Source organism: Halomonas sp. NYA30, assembly GCF_976980765.1.
Genome location: NZ_OZ334477.1, coordinates 1,137,257 through 1,153,576 on the forward strand (window position 1 = coordinate 1,137,257; position 16,320 = coordinate 1,153,576).

Here is a 16,320-nt window from a genome sequence, read left to right on the forward strand (position 1 = left end):
TCACTATCATTAATATTCGTGTTAATAACAGCATTATAATTTGCTCCGGGATCATTATGTACACTCCACACTTTCGTTTGCGCAAGCTAGCCAGCGCCATCGCGCTCGCTTCTTTATGCGGGGCTTCGACTTATGCGCTCGCCCAAGAAGAATTAAGCTCATCGGCCGTTGAGCTGGACACGGTCGAAGTAACCGCAGAACCTGCTGGCCAATTTGGCTACATCGAAATGGAAGAAGTGCCAAAGGTTGGCAAAATGAACGTGCCAATAAGTGAGCAACCCTTCTCCATGTCAGTGATTGATGAGGAGTTTATTCAGGACAGCGGGGCACAAAATATTCAAGAGGCACTGCTCTATACGCCCGGTGTCAATGCGGGCAACTATGGCTTTGATACCCGTATCGACAGCGCCACAGTGCGCGGCTTGAACGCTGGCCGTTACCTGGATGGTTTGCGCCAAATTTACGGTTCGTACAACAGTGTCCGCAGCAATGTGTATGCGTTGGAGAGAGTCGAGGTGCTGCGCGGCCCCTCTTCAATGCTATACGGGCAAGCCGATTTAGGGGGTGTTATCAACGGCGTTTCCAAGCTGCCTGAGGAAGAGCGCAGCGGCGAGGTATGGGCGCAGGTTGGCTCACACAACCGCAAACAGCTGGCGGTAGATGTGACGGGCTCTGCGGATGAAGAAGGCAAATTTCTGTATCGTTTGGTGGCATTGCAGCGTGATAGCGATACCCAGGTAGATCATGTGGAGGATGATGGCTACCTGCTGGCGCCGTCGTTTACCTGGCGGCCAAGTGACGACACCAGCATGACGCTGTTAATTAACCGCCAGGAAAACACCGGCCAAGTGTCAGCGCAGTTCTTACCGCAGGCGGGTACGCTTGAACCTGGTTCCCAGGGCTTTATTGGTTCTGAGCGATTTGTGGGAGAGCCGGGTTGGGATCGTTACGATCGCGAAAAAACCGAAACCACGCTGTTTTTTGACCACCAGTTAACTAATAACTGGGCCTTTTCGGCCACTGCCCGCTATACCGACTCCAGTACCGAAACGCGCGAGCACTGGGTGGATATTCCCAGCGTGCCAGACGCCAACGGTGAAGTGTCACGTACTATTTTTACCGCTGACGCAGCGACTCAAATTCTGAACCTTGATGCACGAATGGAAGGTGAGTTTGAGCTAGGGGCGACAAAGCATACGTTGGTAGTCGGGATGGATCGCCAGGATGCACGCTGGGAGCAGGACAACTACTTCTCAGGGGCGGGGCTGGGCGGCACTATCGATATCTACGATCCGCAGTACGGTAATCTACAGCTAGGGGCGCTAGATCCTCAGGATCGCCCAGATAATGAGATCGAGCAGGTGGGTTTATACGTAGCGGATCACATTGAGCTGGGACCGGTGGTGGTGTCGGCCGGCCTACGTCACGATTGGGCTGAAAATCGTACGCTAGCGCTTTCTGGCCCGGATACCGTAAGCGACCAAGAAGCCACAACTGGGCGTTTAGGGTTGATGTATCGCTTCGATAATGGCGTCTCGCCGTATGTCAGCTACTCCGAAGCCTTCACCATGAATCTGGGAACCGACGGTACTGCTGAGGCCAACGCACTGGATCCCACTACGGGCGATCAGCAGGAAGCAGGGGTAAAATACCTCTCTCCCGATCAGTCTTTAGCGATCAGCGCCGCTTATTTTGATATCACTCAGCAGAATCGCGTTAGTGATGGTGTAACGCCAGGCGGTGTTGAGCAAACAGGCGCGGTGGTAGACGGTTGGGAGCTTCAAGTTAACAAGCGCTGGCAGAACTTTGAAACGCAGTTGGCTTACACCAATATGAATGCCACTGACGACAGTACCGGCGAGCGCCTGTCGGCGGTAGCGGAAGAGCAGGCCTCTTGGTGGAACCGGCTCTATGTAGGTAACCATTGGCGTGTTGGGGCCGGGGTACGTTACGTTGGCGATAATGTTGGCTTTGGTGGTTCGCCCGTGGTGCCCTCAAGCACCCTTTATGACGCTATGGTGGGCTATACGATTGATGAGTGGGATTTCTCAGTGGATGTTAAAAACCTCACCGACGATGAAACTATTTCCTGGTGCCGTTATGAGGGGGGAGACTGCGGTTACGGCGCACGCCGAAATGTGACGGCTAACGTGCGTTATCAGTTCTAAGTCTGGCAGCAAGAGTGGTTTAGCCGATAGACAGTTGTTAAAAAGGGCCTACGCTGAGTCAACACGCGTAGGCCCTTTTAGTTGCTATGTGTTTAGCGGTTAGTTACTGGTCGTCAAGTTTGTCTTGAGTGCGAAGCTCGAAATCGCTGGCGTCATGGCGCTCATGCAACTGCTCGTGAGGTTCGCCCCAGGTGCGGTTGACCATGCGGCCACGTTTAACGGCGGGGCGCTCATCGATCTCTTCGGTCCAGCGTAGAACGTTTTTGTAAGTGTGCGCCTCCAAAAACTCCGCCGCTTCGTAAACGCGGTTTTTTACCAGCGCGCCGTACCAGGGGTGAATCGCCATATCGGCAATGGTGTACTCATCGCCTGCCATAAAGCGGTTTTCCGCCAAGTGGCGATCCAGCACATCCAACTGGCGTTTCACTTCCATGGTGTAGCGGTCAATCGGGTACTGATACTTTTCAGGTGCGTAGGCATAGAAATGGCCAAAACCGCCACCCAGCATTGGAGCACTGCCCATTTGCCAGAATAGCCAGGAGAGGCACTCGGTGCGCTTCGCCGGATCGCTGGGTAGGAAAGCATCAAATTTTTCAGCCAGATAAAGCAGGATGGCACCAGACTCAAACACCCGTTGAGGCGGATTGGTCGAGTGATCCATTAGCGCGGGAATTTTAGAGTTGGGGTTCACGTCCACAAAACCACTGCCAAACTGGTCGCCTTCGCCAATGTTTATCAGGTATGCGTCGTACTCGGCCTCTGCTATGCCTTTCTCTAGCAGCTCCTCAAGCATCACGGTGACTTTGACACCGTTGGGTGTGGCTAAAGAGTAGAGCTGGATAGGGTGTTTTCCCACGGGCAGGGCTTTGTCATGAGTAGGACCTGCAATGGGACGATTGATATTGGCAAATTTACCGCCATTGCCAGGTTCCCATTTCCAAACGCTCGGGGGGGTATAAGTGTTATCGCTCATTATTTCCTCGCTATTAACCGGTTATCGGTAACCGCTGGGTACAGGGATGAACATCTTCTTAGCGCGACTATTCTAAGGTTATGGGGGTGATGAAAAGCTGCTACAAGGGTAGGTAGGTGATTAGCCTGTTAATAAAGTAGTCCAAATTCTTTGGGAGGTGATGGATGCGTGTCATTGGCGTGCTGGGCGGCATGAGCTGGGAGTCGAGCCTAAGCTATTACCGGGCCTTAAATGAAGGCGTTAAAGCAGCGCTAGGCGGCTTACATTCGGCCAAGATCGTAATGGTCAGTGTCGATTTTGCAGAAATAGAAGCCATGCAAAAGCGAGGCGATTGGGACGCGGCAGGCGAGCTACTCGCCAGCGCTGCTCAAGCAGTCGAACGCGCAGGTGCTGACTGTTTGTTGATTGCCACGAATACCATGCACAAAGTGGCGCCCGCGATAGAACAGTCGATTACCATTCCTCTGATGCATATTGCCGATGCCACTGCTTTGCAACTGCAAGCCGACGGAATTAATCGGGTGGGCCTGCTAGGCACGCGCTTTACCATGGAGCAGGACTTTTATATTGGCCGGCTAGAAGAGCAGTTTGGCATCAAGGTCGTGGTGCCGGAGCAATCTGAGCGCGACACTATTCATCAGGTGATCTTTGATGAGCTCTGCCAAGGCCGTATAGAAGATGTCTCCCGCCAACGCTATCTAGCCATTATCGATTCACTTTATGCGCAAGGCGCTCAGGCGGTGATTCTAGGCTGTACTGAAATTGCCATGCTCGTAAGCCAGCAAGATACCGAAGTGCCGCTTTATGACACCACCGCCCTGCATGTGCAGAGAGCGGTGGCGTGGGCACTCAATGATGACTAAAACAAACTAGCGGCGCTTAGACCAAGGTCAGCGTGACATTGATGTTGCCGCGGGTGGCGTTTGAGTAGGGGCAGACGATGTGGGCTTTATCGACCAACTGCTGAGCGACGTCCTGCTCCAGGCCTGGGAGGCTGATTTTTAGCTCAACTTCAATGCCAAAGCCAGTTGGAATGGCGCCGATACCGACGTGCCCATCAATTTGGGTTTCTTGGGGTAGCTTTACTTTTTCCTGGCTCGCCACGTGCTTCAGTGCACCTAGAAAACAGGCCGAGTAGCCTGCTGCGAAGAGCTGTTCGGGATTAGTGCCATCGCCGCCAGCGCCACCCAATTCTTTCGGCGTGCTGAGTTTGACATCCAGTGCTCCGTCGGAAGATTTAGCATGGCCTTCACGGCCGCCAGTAGCGGTGGCGTGGGCACGATAAACTACGTTTTCGATAGTGGTCGTCATTTTAATTCTCCTGTCAGTGTTATTAATTATGAATTTGCGCTTTTAATTTAGCGTAGCTTTATTTTGTGCACAATATAAATGGTCAATTAATTTCATAGCCTTTCCTGCAAGGGGAAGGGCTACTGACTCTTTTGTAAGCTATCGCGCAGTCGCACCAAATCGTCTTTTAGCGTGGTTAATGCTTCGATCGATTGCTCGCTCGCATGCACCACGCAGCTAGGGATGTGGTAAGCCTGTTCACGCAGCTCCCTACCTTTATCGGTAAGGTAAAGCTCTACTACACGCTCATCATGATGACTGCGCTTGCGATTCAACAACTGGTCGGCTTCCAGGCGCTTAAGCAGCGGCGTAAGCGAACCAGGATCAGTGAGTAGGCGCTTACTCATTGTGCCAACGGTAATACCATCGTTTTGCCATAAAACAAGCATGGCGAGGTATTGCGGGTAAGTAAGCCCCAACTCTTTGAGCAGAGGTTTATACACCTTGGTCATCATTAACGAAGTTGAATAGAGCGCAAAGCAGAGCTGATGATCAAGTTCTAATTCGCTACAAGATGGTTGCACAAGTAAGAGTTCCGATCCGAAATATGTAGGGTAATGTAGCGCGCGAAGCAGGTAAGTGGCTATCCCTAGACGTTGGTCGTAAGTTGGCAGTTTTGTTTTGACACGCCCTTGGCAGGTGGCTAGCCTGCGCTTAATCAATGTTACCGGTAACAAGTTGCCGCTCATTAAACGAGTCATCGACACATCGATATCAACAGCTCGATCTCAACAACAACGAGTATTTGGAGAAACGCTATGACCGCTATTTGGCGCTGCACGCTAACCTTGGTTGGGGCGACCACCCTGACGTTTGGTATGGCCCACGCCCAGAGTCCTGAACTCTCTGATCCGCCTGAAATTGAAGGTGAGGTAGTGGGTGACCACGGTTCTCATACCCTACGCATGGGTATCGGACTTGCGGAAAGCTCACCGCAGTTTCTCTCTAGCCAATATTTTGGTGAGATCCTGGAGCAGCGCACCGACGGTCGTATCACTGTTAACGTTTTTCCTAACAGCCAGTTAGGTGACGATGTTCAGATGCTGGAAATGCTTCAAACCGGCACGCTGGATATGACGTATCCGTCGAGTTCAGCGACCACCGGTTATGTTGAAGAACTGGCTGCTTTCGACTTGCCTTTCCTGCTGCCGAGCCGTGACGCTGCTGTCGCCGTCATGCAGAGTGATGTAGCACAAGGCATGCTGGACGCTTTTGAAGGTACCGGTCTGAAAGCGCTCGCCTTCTCTGAGAATGGTTACCGTCAGCTCTCTAACAGTGCTCGCCCGGTGACAAGTCCTGATGACGTTGCCGGTCTCGATGTACGCGGTTTGAGCGTTCGTACCATGGAAAACCCGGTACACCTGGCGATTTGGGAAGCCCTGGGCGCAAACCCAACGCCGATGGCTTTTGGTGAACTGTTCTCCGCTATGGAGCAGGGCGTTGTCGATGGACAGGAAAACCCCTGGAGCACCATCCTGACCTCTAACTTCAACGAAGTGCAGGACTATGGCACTGAAACACGCCACGTCTATACTCCCTTTATCATGATGCTCTCTGAGCGTACTTGGGACCGTATGGCACCTGAGTATCAAGAGCTGGTGCTGGAAGCCGCTCGTCAGTCCGCTGATTATGAAATTCAGCTGTCTGCTGAGTACGATGATTGGTCACGCGAACAGTTAGCGGAGCGCGGTATGGAAATTACCCGCTTGGACGATGATCAGTTAGCCGCTTTCCAAGAAGCCACTCAGCCGGTTTATGAAGAGTGGGCGCCGCGCATCGGGGAAGACTTGATCGCGGATATTCAAAAGATCGTTGAAGAGAGCAGCAACTAAACCTTACGTTTAGCGCACCGTCGGGCAGGCATTGAGCCTGCCCGACGTGTCAGTGCCCCTGGAGCTACTATGTCACTCTCCTCTACACCCCCCAATAAGCCAATACCGATTGAAGATCCATCGGTGTATCTGGACGACCCCAACCGCAAGCTATTAGAAATTGACACTGAAACCCGCCAAGGGCCGGCGCTGTTCCGCTGGTTGACCTTAGGCATGGAGTATCTGATCGGCGCTATTTTAGTGGGGCTGATTGTGTCTGTTTCTTGCAATGTGGTGGGGCGCGCGCTGTTTAATAACTCCCTGCCCTGGGCGGATGAGCTGGCGCGTATGCTGTTTATCTGGCTGGTATTTATCGGGGCCGCTGCGGCGTTTTCCCGTTACGAGCACATTGCCGTTGATGCGCTGGTGCGGCGTTTGCCACTGCGCTTGGCGCACATGCTTTATCTCCTTCAGCACCTGATTATCACCGGCTTGATGGCGGTCATGATCTGGGGTGGCTACCAAGTGCTGTCGCGCTCTAGCGGGCGTTCGGCAATCATGGATGTGCCACTGAGCTTTATCAGTTTATCGCTGGTGCTGTGCGTTATTTTTATTGCCGCGGTATCGATATGGCGGATGTGGGTCAGCCTGAACGTTATTCGCCATCCTGAGCGGGAGCACTGATCATGCTATGGATTTTCTTAGCTATTTTATTTGCCTCTATTATTATTGGTTTGCCGATTGCGTTTGGTTTGGGCGTAGCCGCGCTGGTAATGGCAGTACTCTCCGATATTCCTCTATCGATCATGATCGAGCAGTCTATCCGTGGGGTGAACAGCTTTCCCCTGCTCGCCATCCCGTTCTTTATTTTAGTCGGTGAGGTGATGAGTAATGGCGGTATCGCTCGTCGCTTGATGGAACTGGCTGGCGCTATGGTCGGCTTTATGCGCGGTGGGCTAGGGCAGGTTGCCATTACCGGTTCGATGTTCTTTGGTGGCATCAGTGGCTCAGCGGTGGCCGATACGGCCGCTACCGGCGCGATGATGATTCCCTCCATGAAAGAGCAGGGCTACACCGCGGCGAATGCTACCGCAATCAATACCGTGTCCTCGGTGATCGGGATCATTATTCCGCCCTCCATCCCGCTGATTCTGTACGGCATCGTCACTGAAACCTCGATTAGCCGCCTGTTTATTGCCGGTATCATTCCGGGTCTGTTGATTGGCTTTGCGCTGATGGTGACCACCTATATTCTTGCCAAAAAGGATGGCGGCGGTGTGCAGAAATTCCGCTGGGATCGCCTCTGGAAAGCTTTCAAAGATGCTTGGCTTGCGCTGGTACTCCCGGTCATCGTGATTGGCGGTATTATTGGCGGCGTATTTACTGCGACCGAAGCGGCCGTAGCGGCACTGCTTTATGCGCTGGCTATTTCGCTGGTGGTTTATCGTGAGTTCAAGATCAAAGAGCTCGGCGGTATGCTGATTCGTACTGCTCGTTTGACCGGCATGGTGATGATGCTGCTAGCGTTTGCGACGGTTATTGCTTGGTTCCTGACCATCAATATGGTGCCGCAAACCCTGGTTAGCCAAGTGCAGGCGATTACCCAAGACCCGTTCCTACTCCTCCTGATCGTGGCAACGTTGCTGCTGTTGGTGGGCTTTGTCATGGACTTAACCCCGGCCATGGTCATCATGGCGCCTATGCTTGCGCCCATTGTGACCTCGGTAGGTGTTGATGCTGCTTACTTTGGCGTACTAATGGCCTTTGTATTGGGCATCGGGCTGCTAACCCCGCCGGTTGGCACCTGCCTTTACGTCGGTTGTGGTGTGGGTAAAGTCTCCATGGAGTCTTTGGTCAAAGCGATGCTGCCTTACTACGCAGCGCTCCTCGTCGTGCTGGTGATCCTGATCGCCTTCCCGGGTATCGTTACCTGGTTGCCTGATCTTACCGCTGTGCGCGGCAACTGAGGTTCTTGGTAATGAATAGGAGAGCTTCTGTGAAGACCCTCTCGCATCGTATTTTAGTGATGGGTGTGTCTGGCTCTGGAAAATCGCACATTGGCCGCCAGTTGGCCCAAACCGTAGGGGCGACGTTCATTGACGGCGACGATTACCATTCGCCCGCCAATGTAGCCAAAATGGCCAGCGGCACACCGCTCAATGACGATGACCGGAGCGAGTGGCTCGATACGTTGGCGGCGCTATTCGCCGAGTATCGGGCCAGAGATGCGTCGCTGGTGATTGCCTGCTCAGGGTTGAAAAGGCGCTACCGTGACCGACTGCGCCAAGGTGACTCAGCGCTGCAGATTCTCTACTTAGAGGGCACGCAAGAGCTGCTGCTTGAGCGGCTAGAAACACGGGCAGGGCACTTCTTCAAAGGCGATACCATGTTGGCCAGTCAATTGGCTGATTTAGAACCGCCTGATGAAGAGGAGGCGTTTAACGCCTCCATTGCCCTGTCGCCCATGCAAATCGTCGATCAATTTGCTGCCACGCTGCCACTGCCCAGCCGCACACTAAGCTAACGCACAACTAGGCTAACGCTCACTAGGCAAAAGAGTTAATAGGTATTGAGGCCGCCGATTGAAGGGGCGACCTCAATGCTCCCTCACTGCATAAGGCAGTTACCCCCTTGAAGAAAAAACGCCCCACCCTCCAGGACATTGCCGACCACGTAGGGGCTACCAAAATGACGGTCAGCCGCTGCCTGCGTGAACCTGAAACGGTTTCGGAAGGGCTTCGTGAGCGCATTTTCTCGATTGCCGAACAGATTGGCTATATTCCCAACCGTGCACCCGATTTACTTTCCAGGGCCACCAGTCATTCGATTGGCGTACTGGTGCCGTCGCTAACCAACCAAGTGTTCGCCGATATCATTGTCGGCATTGAGGCGTTAACGGAACCAGCGGGCTATCACTTAATGCTCTCTCACTATGGCTATAGCCCTGAGCTTGAAGAGCGCAGCCTAGCTTCATTGCTCTCCTATAATGTCGATGGCGTTATCCTTTCTGACCGTGATCACACGCCGCGTAGCCTGCGTATGCTGGAAACCGCCGGTATCCCGATTGTCGAAATCATGGACACCCATCGCCCTCCGCTACAACAGACCGTGGGATACGACAACGTACAAGCCGCCTATGACATGGTGAGTGAGATGATCCGTCGCGGTCGTCGCCAAGTAATTTATCTGGCGGTGCGGTTGGATGAACGTACCCGGCAGCGTGAGTTGGGCTACCGTCGTGCCATGGAAGAGCACGGATTACCGCCGGTGACGCTGCAAAGCACCCAGCGCTCTTCTTACAGCGTGGGAGCTGCCCTACTCAAGCAGGTGTTAGTTGACTATCCAGCGGCGGATGGCCTGTTTTGTACCAATGACGATGTTGCCGTAGGCGCTTACTTTGAATGCCAGCGACGCGGTATTGAGGTGCCTGGGCGCATGGCCTTGGCGGGCTTTCATGGCCACGATGTGGGCCATGTGATGACACCACGCTTGGCCAGCGTGGTGACACCGCGTCAGGCCATTGGCGAAGCTGCAGCGGGTCAGCTGTTAGCGCGTATTCGCGGTGAGCCACTGACCCAGAAAGTGGTGGATTTAGGCTACCGTATCGAAACAGGCATGACGCTATAGGCTACGTTTTATAAACCATGCTTTCGAGTAGCGATCGCCATTGTGAGTGGCTAAAGTAGTCTTTTTACTTGTCGTGAGGCTGCCGTGCAGATTACTCAACTCAACATCTACCCCGTAAAGTCGCTAAAAGGCATCAGCGTTAATCACAGCGAGCTACAAGAGCACGGGCTCGCCTGGGATCGCCGCTGGATGCTGGTGGACGCCCAACAACGCTTTATTACCCAGCGTCAACTCCCTGCGCTCGCCACCATTGAGGTCGCTCTCACCGATGAGCACTTGGTGCTATCTCACCCTGGCGTTGACCCACTGAACATACCGCTGGCAGAACCCGCCGGTAATTTGCGTCTGGTCAGTGTGTGGAATGATCACTGCAAAGCCCTGCCGGAGAGCGAAGATGTTTCTCGCTGGTTAGTCGCTGCCTTGGGCGAACAGGCGCACGGGCTGAGCTTGGTGCGTTTTGCAACTGAATTTACCCGCGCGGTCGAAGAGGATTTTCTTGACGGTGGAGCGGCGCATACCTATTTCGCCGATGGCTATCCGTTTCTGATCACGTCCACGGGCTCGTTGGATGCTCTTAATCAGGCGTTGGTGGCAAAAGGGGGCGCGCCAGTGCCCATGAACCGTTTCCGGCCCAATATTGTGGTAGAGAGCGATGAGGCGTGGGCTGAAGACCGTTGGGCGACGCTTTCTGAACAAAAGGGAGCTTTCCAACTAGCGCTGCGCAAGCCCTGCAAACGCTGCAAGATCACTACTATCGATCAGCATACGGCGGCAGTACCAGCCCCTGCTGAGCCGCTAAAAACCTTGATTGAGCTTAATACTCAGCCCGCCTTGAAAGGCGCCCACTTTGGCCAGAACGCTACGCTGCTAGAAGGCGCAGGTAGTATTATTCGTGTGGGGGATAGACTGGCGGCGACGTTTCGCGACGCTTGACGCGTAGTAGTTTAGTGGCGATCGCCGTGCCAATGAGGGTAATGACCATGCCCGCGATAATCTGAACGTTCAGCGTCTCTCCAAGCAGTAGATAACCCCATATCAGCGCGCTCACCGGCACCAGAAACGTCACCGTTGAAGTGGCGGTGGCGCCCGCGCTGGCGAGTAAGCCAAAGTAGAGCAGGAAGGCCAGAGTGGTGCTTAGCGCTGCCAGTGCCAGCGCGTTTCCCCAGGCCAGAGTGCTAATGGGCTCGCTTGGCCATAATAGAATGCCAGGAATTAGCAGCACCATGGCCGACATGGCACTGCTGCCCGCAGCGAGTACACGTGTGGGTAGATGACCAAGGCGCGTTTTCGAGTAGTTGCCTGCAATGCCATAGCAAAACGTGGCGCCTAAGACAGCCAAAATAAACCAGCCGTCGCCGCCCAGGGCGAAATCGAGTCGATCCGCTGAGAGCACGTAGACCCCCAGCAGCGCCAGGGCGAGCCCCAGGTACTGCTGGCGCTGTATGGCGGTAGCGAAAAACAGCGCGCCGATCAGTGCAGTAAAAATCGGCGTGGTAGCGTTAATTAATGAGGTAAAGCCCGCCTCTAGTCGTGTAGTGGCAAGTGCCAGTAACGAAAAGGGCAGCACGTGATTCACAATACCTAAAAAAAGCAGCGGGCCCTTGTGCTGCCAGATCAATCGAAGATAGTGCAGGCTGATCAGCAGTGGCATGAGCAACAGTGCGCCAATTCCCATACGTACCAACACTAACGGCACCGCGCCAAATTCGGGGGCGGCTACGCGCATAAAGATAAATGAAAGGCCCCACAGAGAAGAGAGCAGTATCAAACGCAGCGCATCAGCCGACGACATGGCGAGTCCTTAACATTAAATAAGTAACGCAGTTAGGTAGCTAACTAGCTTACGGCTGAACGAGAGTCGATGGAAGCGATGAAAGTAAGGGGGGCGGCAGAGAAACAAAAAATCAGCTACGCTGGTGAGGTGGTCAAGCGGCAACCGTCGCCGGGCCCACGCTGACACTTACACTGACAATATGTTTACGCATATTGGCACATACAAGGAGTTGTTATGGATCGTACAGCTAGCGCACGTTGGGAAGGTGGTCTTAAGGATGGCAAAGGCACCATTTCAACCGAGAGTGGCGTTTTAGATGCCAATTACTCCTTCAGCAAGCGCTTTGAAGATGAAAAAGGCACTAATCCCGAAGAACTGATTGGCGCAGCACACGCCAGCTGCTTCTCCATGGCGCTCTCCATGATTTTAGGTGAGAAAGGCTATACTGCTGATTCTATTGAGACCAGCGCTAAAGTAACCCTTTCCCAGAGCGATGCAGGGTTTGATATTTCTAAAATCCATCTGGATGTTGTCGCTGCCATCAGTGGCGCCGACGACGCAGCTTTCCAGGAAGCAGCAGAAACGGCGAAAGCTAATTGCCCCGTTTCAAAAGTGCTTAAAGCTGACATTAGCATGACGGCTAAGTTAAAGGGCTGATTTAACCAGTGTTCTGGTTCACACATAGCGATTATGTGTGAACCTTTATTTGGTTTTAAATAACTACTAGTCGTTAAAGAACTTTCAGCTGTAAAAAGAGCATTTAAGTATTAAGTGTATTTGCTAAATGTCAGCACTGAAAGTAAAGCACTAAAAAAGCCTTGGCAATTGCCAAGGCTTTTGTGTTAAAGGAGAGCTTATTTGTTTTCGTCGCGGCTATATTCTTCAGCTGCTTCTAGTGCGTCTTGTGACGCATTGACAGTAATGACGTAGTCTTCGCCATCTTCTTCTTTGGTCAGTTCAAGTGAATCCCATTCGATGGCGACGTTTTTCTCGCCCATACCAAGGAAACCACCAACGCCTACTACCACTGCATTAATTTGACCATCTTCACCGATGACAAGGTCAGTGATAGTGCCGATGTCTTCGTCATCTTCGACGCTACTTTTGACTTGATTGCCGGTTAAGGCATCAGCATGAAAAGTACCTTCTGGTGTTTCGGTCAGGTAGGTTGCTTCCATGGTGGTGGTATTCTCTTCGGCGTTAACGGCGCCTGCAGCAAACATAACAGCCGGAACCATGAGAGTACCTAAAAAGGCAGGTTTGATCATTTTCATTTTACTTGCTCCTTGCGATTTCATTGGGCTTAACGACTCCGCGCAATAGCCCGCATAAATCAATAACAGAGGGTGTTAGCTGTGCTTTAAAAAAGCTTTACACGCCAGTGCTATTACTCCTGTGTATGTTAATTACGCTTGAGTAATTAACGCCGCCTCGCGCGTCAATGCGCTAAGACAATTAACAGATTAGTCGTTGTGATCAAAAATACAACCAATTCACTAAAACTTTTAGCTGGCTACGTATATGGCGGTGCAACACATGAAGCTTGTGCCTACATTACTGTGCGACAGTCTGTCGAATTGACCTGCTCCGCCCCAATCGTCATATTCCTACCCCAAAAGGAGAAACCTGACGATGATTTCCCAGTACCATCCCTTACGACGAATGAAACAGGTCTGTGTCAGTAGTGTCGCGCTGGGAGCATGGCTATTAGCGTCCACTGCCGCCGCTGACAGCAGTGAACTGCCCAAAGGCCATTTCCCGCTTCCTGAGCAAGGCAATATGGTGGGCGAGGTATATACCGTCACCGCCAGCGAAGAAGATACGCTGATGGATATTGCCCGAGCGCATAATGTTGGCTACGAAGAAATTCGTATGGCCAATCCGGATACCAGCCTCTGGGTGCCGGGCGAGGGCATCGAGGTGACGATTCCCGGTCAGTTTATTCTGCCCGATGAAGCGCGTACCGGCATTGTCATTAACGTGGCCGAGCTGCGTCTCTATTATTACCCCGAGGTAGAAGAGGGCGAAACGCCGCGGGTAGAAACCTATCCCATTGGTATTGGACGCGATGCCTATAACACGCCGCTGGGGATTACCGAAACTACTATGCGGCTTGAAAATCCAGCTTGGTATCCGCCTGAGTCGATTCGCCGTGAAGCCGCCGAACGTGGCGACCCCGCGCCATCAGTTGTACCGCCTGGTGCTGATAACCCGCTAGGGCAGTACGCTATTTTGCTGGATATCCCCGGTTACCTGATCCATGGCACCAACCAGCCGGACGGCATTGGCATGCGGGCCAGCCGCGGCTGTATTCGTATGCACCCGGAAGATATCGAAGCGGTATTCTGGCGCGTGCCGGTGGGCACCCAAGTCAATATTATCGATTCACCGATCAAGGTAGGCTGGGATGCCGCTGAGCGAGGCTATGTCCAGGCGTTTACTGCCACGGATGAAACCGCTTATGGCATGGACACGCTGTTGGACGTGGTCGGCCTTATAGAGCACCACGACGGTGGCCCCAGCGGCGCGGATTACGAACAGGTACGTGAAGTGCTGGAACGGGCTAATGGCCAAATCGTACCGTTAACCTGATAAGGCTTGGGCGTGTTAGCGCGCGGGGTCAAGCACACCACCCAGCGAAGCATTGCGCCGAAACCAGCCCGCAATACTGGTGCGCGGGCAGCGTGTAGGCAGCACTTCATGGGGAATGGTTTCAGATAGAAAGCAGGCAAAGGTGCCCGCTTCGGGTATGACACGGGCGACCTCTTGGCTGGGGTCGTCCGGGTGGTAAATGACCATTTCACCGCCGCCATCGCTTGGCCAGTCGGGTGTCAGATAACCCACGGTAGAGATCACGCGGTTAGCGCGACCGCGGAAGCTATCCACATGGCGTTGATAAAAAGCGCCGGGTGGGTAGTGGGCGAAGTGGGCTTCATACTCAAATAAACCCAAAAACAACGCATGGTTGAGTGCCTGCTGCAATTCGCGCATGGCGTCTAAATAACGCCGCTGGGCGGCGCTTTCACGGTCCAGCCAATGAATGGCGTCACCGCGGATATCCTTACGCAACAGGTGCTGCTGGCCTCGGCCAATGCCCGCTTCGTCTAAACCGTTATAGGCCGCTCGATGCAGCAGTTCATGGTTCAGTGCTTCACAGAGCCCAGGGTCAATCACCTCGCGGCCCACATACCAGCCCTTCTCAACCAGCGCATCGACAAGAGCAACCTGCGTCGCTGGCTGGAGCGCAGGCGTAAACGTAGCAACACTGGGGGTCATTGTTTGGATCTCGATGAGGCGGGAAGGGAAGTGTCACTGGATGGAGAAGAAAGACGAGTTTTACGTTCGGGATAATGGCGCAGCGGGCCCAGGGGGCGTTGATACAGATCAATCGGCATCCCAAAGCCTTCGGCCAATAGCTCCACCAGCATCATCGCTGAAAGCCCCCAGATGACATGGCCATCTACGTAATAGCTGGGCACGTAGTGCGCCACGCCATCGACAGTGATGACATCGGTATGGGTGCGATGGTCGTCCAGGAAGTGGCTGAGCGGCACCTCAAAAATAGCATCTAACTCCCCAGGGTCGGCCACCAGCGGTAAATCAGGCGGAATGATACCGACCCAAGGGGTAACGCGAATGCCGTGCAGCGAAATAACATCCGACAGCCGCCCCAGGGGTTGTACCAGGGTTGGGTCGAGGGCAATCTCTTCCTCTGCTTCACGCAGCGCGGTGGCATAAAGATCAGTATCGAAGGGCTCGCGCTTACCACCGGGAAACGCTACTTGGCCGCTATGGGTGCTCAAATGGCTGGCGCGGCGGGTAAACAACAGGGTAGGTGCTGGCCGGTCGACAATGGGCAATAGCACCGCAGCCTCGGGCATTACCACGTGGTCTAAGCGTTGAGGCGTCAGTTGTTGCAGCTGATTGCGAAGTTTCTCTAACATAGGGCATCCAGTAACTTTGTTCTCTTTTACCCAGCAGCGGTCATTGACGTCAAGCGCGTCGGGGCTTCTATTCACTAGCCGTTGAGAATACGCGATGAACTTTTGTAGCCACTGTGGTGATAAGGTGCGTTTTGCAGTCCCCAAAGGCGATGATCGCCCACGCTACCTGTGCGATGCCTGCGGGAGTATTCACTATCAGAACCCACGCATCGTGGCTGGCACGCTGCCCGTTAGCGGTAGCAAAGTATTGCTCTGTAAACGTGCGATTTCACCGCGCAAAGGTTACTGGACGCTGCCTGCTGGCTACATGGAAAACGCTGAATCAACCCAGCAGGCTGCCGCCAGAGAGACCCGCGAAGAGGCCTGTGCCGAGGTCAAACTGGCCAACCTCTATACTCTGATTGATTTACCGCATATCAATCAGGTGTATATGATTTTTCGTGCCGAACTAATCGGCGGCTTCAGCGCCGGACCGGAAAGCCTGGAAGTGGCGCTATTTGAGGAACACGAAATTCCCTGGGATGAACTGGCCTTTACGACCATTGAGCGCACGCTGCGGCACTTTTACGCTGATCGTCCCCACAATGAGTTTCCGCTGCACATCAGCATGGTGACGCCTGAGGATCGGGAACGCTATTTTGGCAGTGCATAAGTCGCACTGCCACTGCGTCAA

18 protein-coding genes are annotated in these 16,320 nt (G+C 53.5%); 11 read left to right on the forward strand and 7 right to left on the reverse strand.

Features of this window, described 5'->3' with window-relative positions:
• Window positions 1-56: 56 nt before the first annotated feature.
• A complete protein-coding gene (locus ACWI0H_RS05230) occupies window positions 57-2,168 on the forward strand; it encodes a TonB-dependent siderophore receptor (protein WP_485875245.1) in 2,112 nt (703 codons plus the stop codon).
• A 103-nt stretch (window positions 2,169-2,271) separates the two neighbouring features.
• On the opposite strand, the gene yghU is transcribed toward ACWI0H_RS05230, so the two are convergent.
• Window positions 2,272-3,141 carry a glutathione-dependent disulfide-bond oxidoreductase gene (gene yghU / locus ACWI0H_RS05235; protein ID WP_485875246.1) on the reverse strand — a complete coding sequence of 290 codons (870 nt, stop codon included), beginning with the start codon at window positions 3,139-3,141 and terminating at the stop codon, window positions 2,272-2,274.
• A gap of 164 nt (window positions 3,142-3,305) precedes the next feature.
• Between yghU and ACWI0H_RS05240 the strand changes: the two genes are divergently transcribed.
• Complete coding sequence (locus ACWI0H_RS05240) at window positions 3,306-4,004, forward strand: aspartate/glutamate racemase family protein (RefSeq protein ID WP_485875248.1); 699 nt, start codon at window positions 3,306-3,308, stop codon at window positions 4,002-4,004.
• A 16-nt stretch (window positions 4,005-4,020) separates the two neighbouring features.
• Here ACWI0H_RS05240 and ACWI0H_RS05245 read toward each other — a convergent pair whose 3' ends face one another.
• Entirely contained in the window at window positions 4,021-4,452 is a 432-nt protein-coding gene (locus ACWI0H_RS05245; protein WP_485875250.1) for an organic hydroperoxide resistance protein, read from the reverse strand.
• A 119-nt stretch (window positions 4,453-4,571) separates the two neighbouring features.
• Window positions 4,572-5,015 (reverse strand): MarR family winged helix-turn-helix transcriptional regulator, encoded by a 444-nt coding sequence (locus ACWI0H_RS05250; RefSeq protein WP_485875252.1) that lies wholly within the window; start codon window positions 5,013-5,015, stop codon window positions 4,572-4,574.
• A gap of 234 nt (window positions 5,016-5,249) precedes the next feature.
• Here ACWI0H_RS05250 and ACWI0H_RS05255 point away from each other — a divergent pair, with 234 nt between their 5' ends.
• From ACWI0H_RS05255 to ACWI0H_RS05280, 6 genes are all read left to right on the forward strand, one after another.
• Window positions 5,250-6,323 carry a TRAP transporter substrate-binding protein gene (locus tag ACWI0H_RS05255; protein ID WP_485875254.1) on the forward strand — a complete coding sequence of 358 codons (1,074 nt, stop codon included), beginning with the start codon at window positions 5,250-5,252 and terminating at the stop codon, window positions 6,321-6,323.
• A 69-nt stretch (window positions 6,324-6,392) separates the two neighbouring features.
• Complete coding sequence (locus ACWI0H_RS05260) at window positions 6,393-6,986, forward strand: TRAP transporter small permease (protein ID WP_485875256.1); 594 nt, start codon at window positions 6,393-6,395, stop codon at window positions 6,984-6,986.
• A gap of 2 nt (window positions 6,987-6,988) precedes the next feature.
• Window positions 6,989-8,269, forward strand: coding sequence for a TRAP transporter large permease (locus tag ACWI0H_RS05265; protein WP_485875258.1), 1,281 nt, complete (start codon window positions 6,989-6,991; stop codon window positions 8,267-8,269).
• A 29-nt stretch (window positions 8,270-8,298) separates the two neighbouring features.
• Window positions 8,299-8,826 (forward strand): gluconokinase, encoded by a 528-nt coding sequence (locus tag ACWI0H_RS05270; protein ID WP_035559529.1) that lies wholly within the window; start codon window positions 8,299-8,301, stop codon window positions 8,824-8,826.
• 107 nt (window positions 8,827-8,933) lie between these two features.
• On the forward strand, window positions 8,934-9,929 hold the full coding sequence (gene gntR, locus ACWI0H_RS05275) for a gluconate operon transcriptional repressor GntR (RefSeq protein WP_035559532.1): 996 nt from the start codon (window positions 8,934-8,936) through the stop codon (window positions 9,927-9,929).
• An 84-nt stretch (window positions 9,930-10,013) separates the two neighbouring features.
• On the forward strand, window positions 10,014-10,862 hold the full coding sequence (locus ACWI0H_RS05280; protein ID WP_485875261.1) for an MOSC domain-containing protein: 849 nt from the start codon (window positions 10,014-10,016) through the stop codon (window positions 10,860-10,862).
• Here the strand turns inward: ACWI0H_RS05280 and ACWI0H_RS05285 are convergent.
• On the reverse strand, window positions 10,816-11,721 hold the full coding sequence (locus ACWI0H_RS05285) for a DMT family transporter (RefSeq protein WP_485875263.1): 906 nt from the start codon (window positions 11,719-11,721) through the stop codon (window positions 10,816-10,818). The two genes, ACWI0H_RS05280 and ACWI0H_RS05285, sit on opposite strands and share 47 nt — an antisense overlap.
• Window positions 11,722-11,937: 216 nt before the next feature.
• Between ACWI0H_RS05285 and ACWI0H_RS05290 the strand changes: the two genes are divergently transcribed.
• Window positions 11,938-12,360: an OsmC family protein gene (locus ACWI0H_RS05290; protein ID WP_485875265.1), complete on the forward strand. Its 423-nt coding sequence runs from the start codon at window positions 11,938-11,940 to the stop codon at window positions 12,358-12,360.
• A gap of 197 nt (window positions 12,361-12,557) precedes the next feature.
• Here the strand turns inward: ACWI0H_RS05290 and ACWI0H_RS05295 are convergent, their stop codons facing one another.
• On the reverse strand, window positions 12,558-12,977 hold the full coding sequence (locus ACWI0H_RS05295) for a PRC-barrel domain-containing protein (RefSeq protein WP_485875267.1): 420 nt from the start codon (window positions 12,975-12,977) through the stop codon (window positions 12,558-12,560).
• Window positions 12,978-13,335: 358 nt separating this feature from the next.
• Here ACWI0H_RS05295 and ACWI0H_RS05300 point away from each other — a divergent pair, with 358 nt between their 5' ends.
• Window positions 13,336-14,295 (forward strand): L,D-transpeptidase family protein, encoded by a 960-nt coding sequence (locus ACWI0H_RS05300; protein WP_485875269.1) that lies wholly within the window; start codon window positions 13,336-13,338, stop codon window positions 14,293-14,295.
• Between the two features lie 15 nt (window positions 14,296-14,310).
• Here the strand turns inward: ACWI0H_RS05300 and ACWI0H_RS05305 are convergent, their stop codons facing one another.
• Both ACWI0H_RS05305 and ACWI0H_RS05310 read right to left on the reverse strand, forming a co-directional pair.
• Window positions 14,311-14,979 carry a 2OG-Fe(II) oxygenase gene (locus tag ACWI0H_RS05305; protein ID WP_485875271.1) on the reverse strand — a complete coding sequence of 223 codons (669 nt, stop codon included), beginning with the start codon at window positions 14,977-14,979 and terminating at the stop codon, window positions 14,311-14,313.
• Window positions 14,976-15,647, reverse strand: a complete 672-nt coding sequence (locus ACWI0H_RS05310; RefSeq protein ID WP_485875273.1) for a CoA pyrophosphatase — start codon at window positions 15,645-15,647, stop codon at window positions 14,976-14,978. The genes ACWI0H_RS05305 and ACWI0H_RS05310 overlap by 4 nt, the downstream gene beginning before the upstream one ends.
• A gap of 94 nt (window positions 15,648-15,741) precedes the next feature.
• Here ACWI0H_RS05310 and ACWI0H_RS05315 point away from each other — a divergent pair, with 94 nt between their 5' ends.
• Window positions 15,742-16,299 (forward strand): NUDIX hydrolase, encoded by a 558-nt coding sequence (locus ACWI0H_RS05315; RefSeq protein WP_485875275.1) that lies wholly within the window; start codon window positions 15,742-15,744, stop codon window positions 16,297-16,299.
• Window positions 16,300-16,320: the final 21 nt, after the last annotated feature.

Excerpts from the sequence above, each read along its gene's own strand:
- ACWI0H_RS05230 (WP_485875245.1), top strand. The coding sequence starts at position 57 with ATGTACACTCCACACTTTCGTTTGCGCAAGCTAGCCAGCGCCATCGCG.
- yghU (WP_485875246.1), bottom strand. The coding sequence starts at position 3,141 with ATGAGCGATAACACTTATACCCCCCCGAGCGTTTGGAAATGGGAACCT.
- ACWI0H_RS05240 (WP_485875248.1), top strand. The coding sequence starts at position 3,306 with ATGCGTGTCATTGGCGTGCTGGGCGGCATGAGCTGGGAGTCGAGCCTA.
- ACWI0H_RS05245 (WP_485875250.1), bottom strand. The coding sequence starts at position 4,452 with ATGACGACCACTATCGAAAACGTAGTTTATCGTGCCCACGCCACCGCT.
- ACWI0H_RS05255 (WP_485875254.1), top strand. The coding sequence starts at position 5,250 with ATGACCGCTATTTGGCGCTGCACGCTAACCTTGGTTGGGGCGACCACC.
- ACWI0H_RS05260 (WP_485875256.1), top strand. The coding sequence starts at position 6,393 with ATGTCACTCTCCTCTACACCCCCCAATAAGCCAATACCGATTGAAGAT.
- ACWI0H_RS05265 (WP_485875258.1), top strand. The coding sequence starts at position 6,989 with ATGCTATGGATTTTCTTAGCTATTTTATTTGCCTCTATTATTATTGGT.
- ACWI0H_RS05285 (WP_485875263.1), bottom strand. The coding sequence starts at position 11,721 with ATGTCGTCGGCTGATGCGCTGCGTTTGATACTGCTCTCTTCTCTGTGG.
- ACWI0H_RS05290 (WP_485875265.1), top strand. The coding sequence starts at position 11,938 with ATGGATCGTACAGCTAGCGCACGTTGGGAAGGTGGTCTTAAGGATGGC.
- ACWI0H_RS05295 (WP_485875267.1), bottom strand. The coding sequence starts at position 12,977 with ATGAAAATGATCAAACCTGCCTTTTTAGGTACTCTCATGGTTCCGGCT.
- ACWI0H_RS05300 (WP_485875269.1), top strand. The coding sequence starts at position 13,336 with ATGATTTCCCAGTACCATCCCTTACGACGAATGAAACAGGTCTGTGTC.
- ACWI0H_RS05305 (WP_485875271.1), bottom strand. The coding sequence starts at position 14,979 with ATGACCCCCAGTGTTGCTACGTTTACGCCTGCGCTCCAGCCAGCGACG.
- ACWI0H_RS05310 (WP_485875273.1), bottom strand. The coding sequence starts at position 15,647 with ATGTTAGAGAAACTTCGCAATCAGCTGCAACAACTGACGCCTCAACGC.
- ACWI0H_RS05315 (WP_485875275.1), top strand. The coding sequence starts at position 15,742 with ATGAACTTTTGTAGCCACTGTGGTGATAAGGTGCGTTTTGCAGTCCCC.